This is a genomic window from Hyphomonas beringensis (assembly GCF_000682755.1).
Taxonomy (GTDB): Bacteria; Pseudomonadota; Alphaproteobacteria; order Caulobacterales; family Hyphomonadaceae; genus Hyphomonas; species Hyphomonas beringensis.
In genome coordinates, this window is the sequence record NZ_AWFF01000031.1 from 43,254 (window position 1) to 56,289 (window position 13,036).

Consider the following 13,036-nt stretch of genomic DNA (forward strand, 5'->3'; position numbering starts at 1 on the left):
TATTTGAGATGGAAAATTACAGCAACCGTGAAAGTCACCAGAAAGAGTGACTTTTCGGCTCAGGATCAGGCGGGCTGCTTGATCTCGTTATTGTCGCCGAGCAGGACGACCGTTGGCGCATGCTGGCGGGCCTTTTCGGCTTCCACGCCCGCAAAGGCCGCAATGATCACCGTGTCGCCCACAGCAAAATGACGGGCCGCAGCGCCGTTCACGCCGATGGTCTTGGAGCCACGCGGGGCTTCCAGCGCATAGGTCTGGATGCGGGCACCATTGGTGACATTCCAGATATCCACGCGCTCATTCGGCAGGATGCCAGACGCATCGAGCAGATCCTGGTCGATAGAGACCGAACCTTCATAGTGCAGGTCACACTGCGTAACAGTGGCAGAGTGAAGCTTGGCTTTCAGCATATTGAGCAGCAAGGAAGGACCCTCCTGAAAGTGTTTGCGCGGCATTATGCTCACAATGAGCATATAGGTATGCCCTCCCCGCTGGGCAAGGGGCTTATTGCATCGCACCATATCCGAGTAAAGACTGTAATGGTCTTTGCAGATAATGGCCTATTTGGATTGCCAGCATCCCGCCCCGGCCCAACCAGCTGAACCGCGATAGGCCGTTTAAGACCTCGCCATGGCCTTACCCCTCTGTTAACTATCGTTAAGGCTGGGGAATATAGGGGACGCGCAAGATGAAATCATGGTCAGCAATCGGTCTGTCAGTCGTATTGGGCACTTTGGCCGGCTGTGCCTCCGGGCCAGAAGCAGGGCCAACAACAGGCACGCCGCCGCCCTCCCCTTACCCTGACAGCCCGGTGCGCGGTACACCGACACCGGATGATGACTTTCTGGGTCCCCCCACACCCACAATGCGCCGCGATATTGGCCGGGCAAGCTCAGCCGCCCAACCCGCCATGGATTACCTGCCCTTCATTGATGTCGCCATCGATGAATCCGCGGTCTATTCCGAATATGGCGAGATGCTGCAGGACCGCTATACCCGCATCCAGATCGTAACGCTGAAGCCCAACGCCTATGACATGGATGGCGTAACCAGTGGCACGCGCCAGAAGAATATGGACATGCGCAATTACAAGGATGAGAGCCGCGGCTGGTTCTCGCGCATGATGTCGTCACGCAACATCACACGAACGCTGATTGCGGAGTTCGACGTCGCAAAGCCGGACATTACCGCCACGCAGGCGCTGTTCTCTGCCAGCTTCTCCTCCAACAATCGCGAGGGCGAAAGCTGGACCACGAATGAAAACATCTCTTCCTATGCCACGCCCTATTTCAAGGTCGGTCCGAACACCACGATCGAGGCGCGCTTCCGCATGCAGCTGTCCGACGAGAAGGAAAGCTCTGCCGGTGCCAATGTGATGAGCGCGCTGACGCAGGCCGCAAATCTGATCGCGCCGACCTCAACGTTGGTCACCTATTTCAATGCGCCGCTTATGCTGGAAGCCTCAAACTTCCTGAACACATCCAGCAGCACCCTGTTCGGACAGTCGATTACCGAGCAATCCGTCAGCGCCTTTTCGGTGAAATCCTGGACAGACAAGCCGATCCTCGTCATCTCCGCCGAAATGCCGGATACGGATGACATCAAGAACACAAAGGACAAGGGCTCCATCGGCATGTGGGCCGTCTATCTGGACCAGCCAATCCCCTCCATTTTCACGGCAGGCGTCTCCGACGCAGGCTATCCGGATTTCACCGGCGTGACGTCCGGAGATATCCTGGCTTTCGATGTGGGCGAGGATTTGACCGTCTATGACTATATCTTCTCGCGTCTGGACCTGTCAGACCGGATTGCCACGCTGAATGACACGGCCGACCCAGACGTGGCAGGCCTGATCTGCAACCGGATTGAACGCGGCCTCTCCGAGATCGGCTTTACCAGCTATGACGCCGCCGCTGGCGTGTGGGCCGCTTCGGCGTCAGACCAGTTCAACAGCTCCGCCAAAACCGCCTTCCAGAGCGAAACGAGCTGTGAAGCCATGAAACGCTGGCGCATGCTGGGCGGCTGAGACGGCCCCGAAAACGGAACCATTGCCTCTGGCCAGCGTCAATCAAGGGCAACCCAGAAGAAGGGAGCCCTATCATGGCCAAGAAAGTCCGCATCCTGCACACGGAACCCATCACCCATAATGTCCGCGCCTATCGTGTGGAAAAGCCCGAAGGCTATGACTTCAAGCCCGGCCAGGCGACCGAAGTGTCGCTCGACAAGGATGGCTGGCGCGATGAGAAACGTCCTTTCACCTTTACGGCGCTGGAAGAATGGGACGATCTGCAATTCACCATCAAATCCTATCATGACCATGACGGCGTTACGCATGAACTCTGGTCGATGGAGCCCGGCGACAGTCTTCTGATTGACGACGCTTGGGGCACAATCACCTATCAGGGCCCCGGCGTCTTCATTGCTGGCGGCGCGGGCGTGACGCCCTTTATCGCCATTCTGCGCCGGCTCGCAGCAGACGGAAAACTGGACGGCCACACGCTGATCGCCTCTCACAAGACGGAGAAGGACATCATCCTGCGTGATGAATTCGAGAATATGAAAGGCCTCACCTGTATCTGGACCGTCACAGGCCAGGACGGATCAGAGCTCGACCGAGGAAAGATCAACAAGGATTTGCTGGAAAGATATGTCGATGACTACAGCCAGAAATTCTATATCTGCGGCCCGGACAAGATGGTGGAAGACATCAGGGCTGACCTTAAGGATCTCGGCGCGGATGCTGACGGCATGACGTTCGAGGAATAGACCCGCTATTCAGACCTCAGAAAGTGCGCCACCACCCGCCGCGTATGCGGGGCATCGCGATGCTCAAACAGGTAAATTCCCTGCCATGTGCCAAGCGCCATGCGCCCGCCAGAGACCGGGATGGAAAGCGAGGTCTGCGTCAGCGCCGCCTTGATATGCGCGGGCATGTCATCCGGTCCCTCAGTGCGATGTACCAGATAGCTCATGGATGGATCATCCGCTGGCGGCGCAAGCCGCTGGAAGAAAACCTGCAAATCCCGCTGCACATCCGGATCGGCATTTTCCTGAATGGTCAGGGAACATGAGGTGTGCTGGCAGAAAAGCATCAGCAGGCCATTCCCCTGCCCGCGCGTGAAGGCTTCCACATCGCTGGTGAACTCATAAAGGCCAGGGCCACGCGTCGAAAGCGTAATCGTTGTCTGCATGGCCCCGGAATATCGCATATGAGGCGTAAGCTAAAGGCCCGGTAGCTTCCCTCCTGACAAGCGGAATTGGCCCGGAGCTAAACCCATCTGTCAAACATTCTAGGGTGACGGATTGGGCCCAAGGCGCTATCCCGGATATTCGCCCAATGAGTAGGCAGGATGGAGTTAAGCATGCGCTGGCAAGGTGGACGCAGAGGCGGAAATGTCGAAGACAGACGCGGGCTTGGCCCCGGTAAAGCAGTCGGCGGCGGTGGTCTCATTGTCGTTGTCATTGCGCTGGTCGGTTATTTCGTCTTCGGCATGGAGCCGAAGGATGTCGAGCGCCTGATCGAAAGCACCAGCACGCAAACCTCTTCCCCGCAGAGCGGCGAAATTGGCACGCCGGAAGACCAGGCCGGCCAGTTTGTCGATGTTGTCGGCGCAAACATCAATGATGTCTGGAGCGGCATGCTGCCGGACTATCGCGAGCCTACCGTCGTGCTCTATACGCAAGGCACCACCACGGGCTGTGGCTATGGTCAGGCCGCCATGGGCCCGTTCTATTGCCCAAATGACCAAACCGTCTATCTGGACCTCTCCTTCTGGCAGCAGATGGAAGACCAACTCGGCGCATCCGGTGCAGACTTTGCACGCGCCTATGTCATCGCCCACGAATTCGGCCACCATGTGCAAACGCTGACCGGCACCTCACAGCAGGTGCGTCAGGCGCAGCAGCAGGCAGGCAGCCAGGCTGAAGCGAACAAGTATTCCGTCGCACTGGAGCTGCAGGCCGATTGCTATGCCGGCGTTTGGGCAGCCAATGCCGCCAAGGCCTCCAATGGCGCCGTTGCGCTGGAGCCGGGCGATATGCGCGAAGGCCTGAAGACCGCAAACGCGATCGGCGACGACATGTTGCAGAAACGCTCTCAAGGCCGCGTCACACCGGAAGCCTTTACACACGGCACCGCCGAACAGCGCATGACCTGGCTGAACCGCGGTTACGAAACTGGCGACCCACGCCAGTGCGATACATTCAACTGACCCCCTGCCCCCGCAGGACCATAAACATCATCAAGGGAGATCGCCGACATGACGGACGGCAAGCCGATGGGCTTTGAGACTATGCAAATTCACGCCGGAGCGGTTCCGGACCCGGCCACCGGCGCACGCCAGGTGCCAATCTATCAGACGACGGCCTATGTGTTCCGCGATGCAGACCACGCCGCCGCGCTGTTTGGCCTGCAGGAAGTCGGCTACATCTATTCCCGCCTGACCAATCCGACAGTTGGCGCCCTGGCAGACCGCATCGCGGCCCTGGAAGGCGGCGCAGGCGCAGTCTGCTGTTCCTCCGGTCATGCGGCACAGATAATGGCCCTCTTCCCGCTGATGGCACCGGGCCGTAATATCGTTGCTTCGACGCGCCTGTATGGCGGCACGATCACCCAGTTCAGCCAGACCTTCAAACGCTTTGGCTGGTCCTGCACCTTTGTCGACTTCGACGATCTCGACGCCGTAAAGGCCGCGATTGACGACGACACCCGCGCCATCTTCTGCGAGACCATCGCCAATCCGGGCGGCTACATCACGGATCTCGACGCGATCGCAAAGATTGCGGATGAGGCAGGCCTCCCGCTGATCGTCGACAATACGACGGCCACTCCGTATCTCTGCCGTCCCATCGAGCATGGCGCGACGCTGGTCGTTCATTCGCTGACCAAATACATGACTGGCAATGGCACAGTCACCGGCGGCGCGATCGTGGATTCCGGGAAGTTTGACTGGTCCGCCTCTGACAAGTTCCCGTCCCTGTCACAGCCGGAACCGGCCTATCATGGCCTGAACTTCCATGAAACGTTCGGCCCGGCCGCTTTCACCTTCCATGGCATCGCCATCGGGCTGCGCGATCTCGGCATGACGCTGAACCCGCAAGCGGCGCATTATACGCTGATGGGTATCGAAACGCTTTCGATGCGGATGGAAAAGCATGTCGCAAACGCGCAGAAAATTTCCAAATGGCTGGAAGGCCATGACGCTGTTGAAAGCGTCACTTATGCCGGCCTCGACTCTTCGCCCTACAAGGACCGTATCCAGAAGATCTGCCCGAAGGGCGCTGGCGGCCTGTTCACCATCCAGCTGAAAGGCGGCTATGATTCTTGCGTGAAATTTGTCGGCGCGCTGAACCTGTTCAGCCATGTCGCAAATCTGGGCGACGCTCGCAGCCTGGTCATCCACCCGGCCTCCACCACGCACCGTCAGCTGACGGAAGCACAGCAGATTGCTGCTGGCGCTGCGCCGAACACCGTCCGACTTTCCATCGGCATTGAAGATGCTGACGATCTGATTACGGATCTGGATCAGGCGCTCAACGCGGCGCTCTGAACCTGGTCTATTCTTGGCGGGCCATTCCGGGAATGGCCTGCCAGGTCTATCCGTCTGCCGGGGCAAGCTCCGTTTCCGGGTTGGCGTCGGCCACGCTTGTCACCTCCACGCTCTGACGGTTCAGAACAGCCGTGCCGAAGATGGTCATGAAGCTGATATCTGTCGCATCACGGCCGGTTGTAATGCGCACCAGGCTGCGCTCATCCGCCAACTTGGTCGGATCAATCAGCCGCCAGGCATCGTTCAGCCAGACCTCCACCACCGCATGAAAGTCCGGTGGCTCAATGCCAGGCGCATAGGCCGAAACCATGCGCGCGGGAATACCGGCGGAACGTGCAAAACTGATCAGCACATGGGCATAGTCCCGGCACACACCCTGACGCGCCATAAAGCTGTCTGCAGCCGTTGTCTCGCCATCACTGGCGCCGGGGACATAATCGAAATGCTCATAAATCCAGTCTGCCATGGCCAGCACCTGATCCCCGCCCTGCAAGCCAGAAAAGGTGCGCTGGACAAAAGTTCCCATACGGTCGGATTCGCAATACCGGCTCGGGAACAGATAGGATGTCACATCAGAGGGCAACTCATGGTGAGACGGCACGGACAGGCCCGCCAGTTCGACCGGGCCGCGCGTCACGTCGACCAATGCCTCATACGTTATGATGACGTCTCCCTGTGCGTTCATCCATTGCCGGACGCCCTTGTCATCAGGGCCATCGGCGACACTCAGATCGCAAGGCGGCGTCACCCTCAGGGCATCTGTAATCACACGCTGGTCCGGGGCGCGAGCCGCCTCCAATGCCAGCAAGACATCAGCGGGTTGGGGGAAACTGTATTCCAGATTAGCCTTGATACTGACACGCATGAATGGGGTATCCTGAAGGGTGAAAGAGGATCGCCCGGATGACGATACGAGGATAATGCCCTGCTAAGGGTTTCGTTGCCGCCTCGCAAAAACATTTCACACTGCTCCGCTACCCTGCGCCGTCACAGGTCAGCCGGGTGTGAAAAGCCCCTGAAAGCCGACAATGATTGCGATAATACCGAACACGGCAATCGCCGTGGTGAACGGATCAGCGCCTTTGGCAACCGGGTCTTGCGTATTCCGCCCTGCCCGCACCCGGTCTGTCAACAACAGTACGCCGGTAATCAGGCCGACCACTTCAAAATGGAAAAGATGCGGTCCGCTCGTCAGGTGAACGATGATATAATAACCAGCCGTCACCAGGGCGACGATACCAATCAGCCACCCAAGCTGGGCCAGCTTTGCGGCGCCTTTGGCCAGATCGTCCCCGACATTCGGGATTTTCGCGAGCAGGCCAATGGCGAGCAGGAAGCCGCCGAAAATATTGGCCAGGTCCAGAAGAAGTGAAATCATGATGCAGCTTTCCCGGTAAGGTTACACCGCATCAACCCCGCAAGACGTGCATCCGTTCCCTAAAAGGCTGTGTCTAGAGACGCTGGATCAGGGCCTGCGCGGCGGCAGGGTTGGTTTCCTTCGCCCCGGAGATAAAAAACGCGAACACCTCACGATCCGTCGCCCAGCCGCGGACAGTTTCCGCCCACTGATCGAGCTGCGCAGGCGCATAGCCCGTTTCAATACCAGACTGGCTGTTCTGCAGGCGCGCATAGGCAAAGCCTGCCGTCTTCATGTCCGGCATTGGCCAGTCTGCATCATCGGCAAATACCAGCGCGCAACCATACTTGCGTAGCATGTCTTCAAAGGCCGGCGTGTTGAAACTTTCATGGCGCACTTCAATGGCATGCCGCAGGGCCACCCCCTTACTCTCTTCTGGCAGGGCAGACAGGAAGGTGTCGAAATAGTCCGCATCGAACGTCTTGCTGGCAGCGAATTGCCAGTTGATCGCGCCCAGCTTGTCGCCCAGCGCGGTTACCCCTCCGCCGACGAACCAGTTGATCGCCTCCTCAATGGCCGAGGGCGTATTACGGCTGGTCGTCATGCGCTGCGCCTTCACTGTGAAGCAGAAGCCGTCCGGGGTCTCCCCTGCCCAGCGCGCATACACATGCTCCGGCTGATTACGGTAAAAGGTGGAGTTGATCTCAATGGCCGTCAGGCGGCGGCTGGCATATTCCAGCTCTCGCGTCTTCGGTAGATCCTTCGGATAGAAGCGCCCCCGCCAGTCATCAAAGCTCCAGCCGCCAATTCCGATATGAATGTCGTGTCCCATGACGCATATCCCCCAGCCACAAACAAAAAGGGCGACCCACAGGCCGCCCTTTGAAATTGGATCAGGTATCCAGGAAGCTGCGCAGCTTCCGGCTGCGGCTTGGATGTTTCAGCTTGCGGAGCGCTTTCGCCTCGATCTGGCGAATACGTTCGCGCGTCACGCTGAACTGCTGGCCGACTTCTTCCAGCGTATGGTCCGTATTCATCCCGATACCGAAGCGCATGCGCAGCACGCGTTCTTCCCGCGGGGTGAGCGAGGCGAGCACGCGGGTCGTCGTTTCGCGAAGGTTCGACTGGATCGCGGCATCGACGGGCAGAAGTGCCATCTTGTCCTCGATGAAGTCGCCAAGGTTTGAATCCTCGTCGTCGCCAATCGGCGTCTCCAGGGAAATCGGCTCTTTCGCGATCTTCAGAACCTTGCGGATCTTCTCCAGCGGCAGGCCCAGCTTTTCGGCCAGCTCTTCCGGGGTTGGCTCGCGGCCAATCTCGTGCAGCATCTGGCGCTGGGTGCGGATGATCTTGTTGATCGTCTCTATCATATGCACCGGAATACGGATCGTCCGGGCCTGGTCCGCGATGGAGCGGGTAATGGCCTGACGGATCCACCAAGTGGCATAGGTCGAGAATTTGTAACCGCGGCGGTATTCGAATTTGTCGACCGCCTTCATCAGGCCGATATTGCCTTCCTGAATCAGGTCGAGGAATTGCAGGCCACGATTGGTGTATTTCTTGGCGATGGAGATCACGAGGCGAAGGTTGGCTTCCACCATTTCCTTCTTCGCGATGCGGGCTTCACGTTCGCCCTTCTGCACCGTCTGAACGATACGGCGGAAATCATCGATCGGAATGCCGATTTCCTGCGCGATTTCGGAAATCTCGTCGCGCGTGCCGTTGACTTCTTCTGCCTTGCCTTCAACGAACCGTTTCCACTTGGCAGACAGGGTCTGCACGCGGTCGGTCCAGTCCGGCTCCAGTTCGCGGCCGAAATAGTTCTCCAGGAAGTCCTTGCGCGGCACGCCATAGGCGTCGGCCATGCGCATCAGCTTGCCTTCCAGGCCCATCAGCTTCTTGTTGATGGCGTAGAGCTGTTCGACCAGCGCCTCGATCCGGGCATTGTTGATGTGGATCGTCTTCAGATTTTCGACGATGGAGTTTGACAGCGCGTCATACTCTTCCTGCGCCTTCGGCGTCAGGTCCTTGCCCTCAAGACGGCGATTGACCAGCTTGTCCTGCAGCTTGCGGTACTTGGAAAAGTCCTCGGCAATCTCGTTCAGCTTGGCCAGAACACCGTCGCGCAGTTCCGCTTCCATGGCGGACATGGACATTGCCGCGGCATCATCCTCGTCCTCATCATCATCGTCGTCTTCGGACTCGTCGCCATCGGCCTTGGCCTCATCGGCTTCGTCGTCCTCATCCTTGGGCTTCGGCTCTGGCGGCGGGTTTTCCGCGCCATAGGTCGCTTCCAGGTCGATCAGGTCGCGCAGCAGGATGCGTTCGTTCACCAGTTCGTCGCGCCATACCATCATGGCTTCGAAGCTCAGCGGGCTTTCGCACAGGCCGCGGATCATCGCGTCCCGGCCGGCCTCGATGCGCTTCGCAATCGCGATCTCACCCTCGCGGGAGAGCAACTCAACGGCGCCCATCTCGCGCAGATACATGCGAACCGGGTCGTCCGTGCGGTCAGAGCCGCGCGCATTGCCTTTCTTGGCAACGACCTTCTTGTCCTCGATCTTGGTAAGGGCCTTGCCCTCTGCCTCGGCCTCTTCCTCGCTCTCAACGACGGCAATGCCCATTTCCGAGATCTGGGACATCACGTCCTCGATCTGGTCTGAGGTCATCTCATCATTGGGAAGAAGGGCGTTGATCTCATCATGAGTAATGAAGCCGCGCTTTTTCGCACGGTTCAGAACCTTTTTTACGTCGGTGGCGCTGAAATCGACCAGGGCATTCTCATTGTCCTTGTCATCATCTCCGTCACCGTCGCCGGAAAGGTTCTTTTTCTTCGTGGCTGTTGCCATTCAATTCTCTCCCGTGAGGTTCCCGACCACGCCCGTCGGATACCCTCGCAAAACTGCCTGCCTTGTAGCTTTCGCTGACTTTACCTGCTGCCTTCAAAATTCATGCGGGCCCTGGATGCCCATCGTTCTCTAACGCGCCAAAAGCCCTGCTGCCATCTCATGGCAACAGCACCAGACCCTAACTTACAGCACCTTTCGTGCCACAGGTCAGGATCAGACTCGTCTGAACGTCCGGCTGCCGTGTTTTGCTCGGGGGCTTAAAGCCAATCCCTTGCCTCGGGTTCTTTGACCGCGATTGAGGCGTCTCGGGGTAGTCGTTGAGCAAGCTGACAGCGCGCATGTTCCCTGCTTGCTGTAAATGGGCACTGATTCCTCTGCGGTCAATAGGTTTTCCTGTGTTTGAAGGACAGGAATCATGAACCGCCCGGGGTATCTCCCTTAAACCACGGGTTCTGCTCCTCAAACTGTTTCCAGAAATCGCCGATATTGGCCTTGCCCATGGCCTTCTCCTGCTGGTCCAGCAACACACGCTCCTCGAAAGCCTTGCGCCGCTCTGCCACCAGACGGCGTTTCAGTTTGAGACGGCGCACCTCATCATCCGCGGTCGGCGTCGTATCGACCGGTATGAAGGCCTCAACTGCCGCCTTCCAAGAGCGATAGGCCGGGTCAGTCAGGCGGATATTGGAGATCTTCTTCACATCGATCTGTGCGATTTCCTTTTCATGCCCCTGCCGCACCATGCTCTCCAGCACGGCGTCCAGGGTCAGATCCTCATCCTCGATCAGGAAGTCCACGATCAGATCACGCAGGCCATTGGAAATCTCGTTGCGGAAATCCGCCGCGATCAGCAATTCTTCCATGCCAGACAGGATTGACGGGTTCAGCACCGCCTGCAGCAATAACAATACGCCGGGGCGTGTGCGGCCTGCCGCCTGCACCTGCGCGACCGCCGCCGGCCCGGCCGAGCCGGTATCCGCCCCCCTGCCCTTACCCTTGCCCGGGGTGAAGCTGCTTTTGCGCTTGGCCTGGCGAATCTGCCAGAAATGGTCCCGCATGCGGGCTTTCAGATCCCGCTCATAGGCGGCCTTCACGCCGGGATGCTTGATCTGGGCGGCCGCACTCATCAGCCGCGCTTCGAGGCCAGCCTGGCGTTCCGGCGTATCGAGGGGCTCTGCGTCTCGCTCGCGCTGCCACAGCAGTTCCGATAGCGCGATCCTGCCATCCAGCGCTTCGCCCATGGCGGCGGGTCCGCGCTCGCGGATCAGATCGTCCGGGTCCATGCCATCCGGCAGCAGCACAAAGAACAGGGATCGCCCCGGCTCGACATGCGGCAGGGCCCGGTCAATCGCGCGATAGGCGGCGCCGAGGCCTGCCCGGTCCCCGTCAAAGCACAGCACAGGCTCCGGCCCCGCACGCCAGAGCAGGCTGATCTGGTCTTCTGTCAGCGCGGTGCCGAGGGGCGCGACCGCCTGGCCAAAGCCCGCTTCGGTCAGCGCGATGGCATCCATATAGCCTTCGCAGACGATCAGGCCGCCACCATCGCCATGGCCCAGCGCTTCCCGCGCCGCCTTGTAGCGGTAGAGCACACGCGATTTGTGAAACAGCGGTGTATCACCAGAGTTCAGATATTTCGGCTTGGCATCCGGCGTCAGCCCCCGGCCGCCGAAGGCGATGATGCCGCCCCGGCTGTCCGGAATCGGGAACATCAGCCGCCCACGGAACGCATCGTACGGTTCTCCGCCGCGATCACTTGTCTTGGCGAGACCTGCCTCCAGGATCTCGTCCTGCGTAAAGCCCATCTGCTTCAGATGCGCGCCGGTCTTGTGCCAATCATCCGGGGCAAACCCCAGTCGGTGACGTTTCCACGCGATCGGTTTGAGACCGCGCCCTTCCAGATACTCGCGTGCTGCGGCGCCGTCAGAGGATTGCAGCCGGTCTTCATAATAGGCCGCGGCCGCTTCGCAGACTTCCTGCAGGCGCTTGCGATGGTCATAGACTTCAGCGGACTGCGGGTCTGCCTTGGGCAGCTCCATGCCTGCCTCTTCAGCCAGTTTCTCGACAGCTTCCATGAAGGAGAGCCGCTCGGTCTCCATCACGAAGCTGATGACATCGCCGCCCATGCCGGAGGAGAAGCATTTGAAGATGCGCTTCTGGTCGTTGACGTAAAAGCTCGGAGACTTTTCATTCGTAAAGGGCGACAGGCCGACCCATTCCTTGCCCTTCTTGGTCAGCTTCACCTTGCGGCCGATCACGTCCGAAGGCCGGATGCGGGCCTTCAGTTCATCAAGGAAACCATCGGGGATGCGGACTGAGGAGGACATAGGCTGACAATGTAGCGCTTAACCCTCTTTGGTGAAACATGAGACTGCCGCCCTTCCCCAGTCAAACGCAGGCAAAAAAAGACCCTGCCGAAGCAGGGCCTTCTTTGGTGACGCATCTTTCCGACATTAGTCGTCCATCAGTTCAATGCCAGGGGCGTCGGCATATTCCTCGGACGTGACATTCAGAACGATTTCACCATCACTGTCGCCTTGGGCAATCGTGATTGCATCCGGACTAATCAGGTAACGATCAGAGGTCAGGGCATCGACGACACCATCTGCAACGACAGCGTATTTGACGGTGCCATCCTTGGCCATGATGAAGTCCGTGATACGGGCATCCTTGTCATTGAAGGCAAGAGTAGCATTCGTGCCCATCAGCTCAGATGCAAGACGATAATCATTCAAACCCTCTTGTTCGAATTCCGGCATGGACTCGAGAGTCTCGTCGGTTACAGAAAGCGTCGCGACAGGCTCTTTTTCCTCGTCCCAAGTAATCGTTGCCTGGTCGAAAGCGACCGGGTGAAGGTCTCCCGCGACACCATCGCGAATGATCAGCGTGGGCTGCGTACCGTCGCCTGAGATCATGACGTCGGCAATTTCGCCGATTTCATCGCCATTGGCATCATAGACATCTTCGTCGATCAGGTCGGATGCCATCATTTCGCCCGTGGCCGGAACATAGGCAATGCGGGTGATCTCTTGCTTGGCGTCCATATCATTGACAGATGCATCAACGACTTCGCCGCCATACATGGTGTCAGAATCATTTGTTTGGGCCGTTTCCTCAGCAGACGCTTCAGCCTTCTGCAGGTCGGTTTCGCCTTGGGAACACGCAGCGGCACCGAGCATCAGGGCAGCTGCACTGGCAGTAATCAAAAGCCGTTTCATTTCGTGGTCCTTTCTAGGTGACTAACACCCCATTAACGGACCCCGCGCCTGCTTTGTTCCTCAACCTTT

At 58.7% G+C, this 13,036-nt stretch carries 12 protein-coding genes; 4 read left to right on the forward strand and 8 right to left on the reverse strand.

Annotated elements, in window-relative coordinates; all coding sequences use genetic code 11:
* Nucleotides 1-65: 65 nt before the first annotated feature.
* Nucleotides 66-422 carry an aspartate 1-decarboxylase gene (gene panD, locus HY29_RS06540; RefSeq protein ID WP_034794544.1) on the reverse strand — a complete coding sequence of 119 codons (357 nt, stop codon included), beginning with the start codon at nucleotides 420-422 and terminating at the stop codon, nucleotides 66-68.
* A 266-nt stretch (nucleotides 423-688) separates the two neighbouring features.
* On the opposite strand from panD, the gene HY29_RS06545 reads away from it, so the two are divergent.
* Entirely contained in the window at nucleotides 689-2,026 is a 1,338-nt protein-coding gene (locus HY29_RS06545) for a hypothetical protein (protein WP_155838229.1), read from the forward strand.
* 74 nt (nucleotides 2,027-2,100) lie between these two features.
* Nucleotides 2,101-2,766 (forward strand): ferredoxin reductase domain-containing protein, encoded by a 666-nt coding sequence (locus HY29_RS06550; protein WP_034794452.1) that lies wholly within the window; start codon nucleotides 2,101-2,103, stop codon nucleotides 2,764-2,766.
* A 5-nt stretch (nucleotides 2,767-2,771) separates the two neighbouring features.
* On the opposite strand, the gene HY29_RS06555 is transcribed toward HY29_RS06550, so the two are convergent.
* A complete protein-coding gene (locus HY29_RS06555) occupies nucleotides 2,772-3,191 on the reverse strand; it encodes a secondary thiamine-phosphate synthase enzyme YjbQ (protein WP_034794547.1) in 420 nt (139 codons plus the stop codon).
* Between the two features lie 171 nt (nucleotides 3,192-3,362).
* On the opposite strand from HY29_RS06555, the gene ypfJ reads away from it, so the two are divergent.
* Together ypfJ and HY29_RS06565 are read left to right on the forward strand one after the other, a co-directional pair.
* Nucleotides 3,363-4,211, forward strand: coding sequence for a KPN_02809 family neutral zinc metallopeptidase (ypfJ, locus tag HY29_RS06560; protein ID WP_034794453.1), 849 nt, complete (start codon nucleotides 3,363-3,365; stop codon nucleotides 4,209-4,211).
* A 48-nt stretch (nucleotides 4,212-4,259) separates the two neighbouring features.
* Nucleotides 4,260-5,549, forward strand: coding sequence for an O-acetylhomoserine aminocarboxypropyltransferase/cysteine synthase family protein (locus tag HY29_RS06565; protein ID WP_051601213.1), 1,290 nt, complete (start codon nucleotides 4,260-4,262; stop codon nucleotides 5,547-5,549).
* Between the two features lie 46 nt (nucleotides 5,550-5,595).
* On the opposite strand, the gene HY29_RS06570 is transcribed toward HY29_RS06565, so the two are convergent.
* The 6 genes from HY29_RS06570 to HY29_RS06595 form a co-directional block, all read right to left on the reverse strand.
* A complete protein-coding gene (locus HY29_RS06570) occupies nucleotides 5,596-6,414 on the reverse strand; it encodes a transglutaminase-like domain-containing protein (RefSeq protein ID WP_034794455.1) in 819 nt (272 codons plus the stop codon).
* Between the two features lie 129 nt (nucleotides 6,415-6,543).
* A complete protein-coding gene (locus tag HY29_RS06575; protein ID WP_199285822.1) occupies nucleotides 6,544-6,927 on the reverse strand; it encodes a hypothetical protein in 384 nt (127 codons plus the stop codon).
* A 73-nt stretch (nucleotides 6,928-7,000) separates the two neighbouring features.
* A complete protein-coding gene (locus HY29_RS06580; protein ID WP_034794460.1) occupies nucleotides 7,001-7,738 on the reverse strand; it encodes a DUF72 domain-containing protein in 738 nt (245 codons plus the stop codon).
* A gap of 61 nt (nucleotides 7,739-7,799) precedes the next feature.
* Nucleotides 7,800-9,755: an RNA polymerase sigma factor RpoD gene (gene rpoD, locus HY29_RS06585; RefSeq protein ID WP_034794462.1), complete on the reverse strand. Its 1,956-nt coding sequence runs from the start codon at nucleotides 9,753-9,755 to the stop codon at nucleotides 7,800-7,802.
* Between the two features lie 413 nt (nucleotides 9,756-10,168).
* Nucleotides 10,169-12,076: a DNA primase gene (gene dnaG, locus HY29_RS06590; RefSeq protein ID WP_081811263.1), complete on the reverse strand. Its 1,908-nt coding sequence runs from the start codon at nucleotides 12,074-12,076 to the stop codon at nucleotides 10,169-10,171.
* 126 nt (nucleotides 12,077-12,202) lie between these two features.
* Nucleotides 12,203-12,967 carry a PRC-barrel domain-containing protein gene (locus HY29_RS06595; protein WP_034794465.1) on the reverse strand — a complete coding sequence of 255 codons (765 nt, stop codon included), beginning with the start codon at nucleotides 12,965-12,967 and terminating at the stop codon, nucleotides 12,203-12,205.
* Nucleotides 12,968-13,036: the final 69 nt, after the last annotated feature.

Excerpts from the sequence above, each read along its gene's own strand:
- HY29_RS06545 (WP_155838229.1), top strand. The coding sequence starts at position 689 with ATGAAATCATGGTCAGCAATCGGTCTGTCAGTCGTATTGGGCACTTTG.
- rpoD (WP_034794462.1), bottom strand. The coding sequence starts at position 9,755 with ATGGCAACAGCCACGAAGAAAAAGAACCTTTCCGGCGACGGTGACGGA.
- HY29_RS06565 (WP_051601213.1), top strand. The coding sequence starts at position 4,260 with ATGACGGACGGCAAGCCGATGGGCTTTGAGACTATGCAAATTCACGCC.
- HY29_RS06575 (WP_199285822.1), bottom strand. The coding sequence starts at position 6,927 with ATGATTTCACTTCTTCTGGACCTGGCCAATATTTTCGGCGGCTTCCTG.
- HY29_RS06595 (WP_034794465.1), bottom strand. The coding sequence starts at position 12,967 with ATGAAACGGCTTTTGATTACTGCCAGTGCAGCTGCCCTGATGCTCGGT.
- HY29_RS06555 (WP_034794547.1), bottom strand. The coding sequence starts at position 3,191 with ATGCAGACAACGATTACGCTTTCGACGCGTGGCCCTGGCCTTTATGAG.
- HY29_RS06550 (WP_034794452.1), top strand. The coding sequence starts at position 2,101 with ATGGCCAAGAAAGTCCGCATCCTGCACACGGAACCCATCACCCATAAT.
- HY29_RS06570 (WP_034794455.1), bottom strand. The coding sequence starts at position 6,414 with ATGCGTGTCAGTATCAAGGCTAATCTGGAATACAGTTTCCCCCAACCC.
- HY29_RS06580 (WP_034794460.1), bottom strand. The coding sequence starts at position 7,738 with ATGGGACACGACATTCATATCGGAATTGGCGGCTGGAGCTTTGATGAC.
- dnaG (WP_081811263.1), bottom strand. The coding sequence starts at position 12,076 with ATGTCCTCCTCAGTCCGCATCCCCGATGGTTTCCTTGATGAACTGAAG.
- ypfJ (WP_034794453.1), top strand. The coding sequence starts at position 3,363 with ATGCGCTGGCAAGGTGGACGCAGAGGCGGAAATGTCGAAGACAGACGC.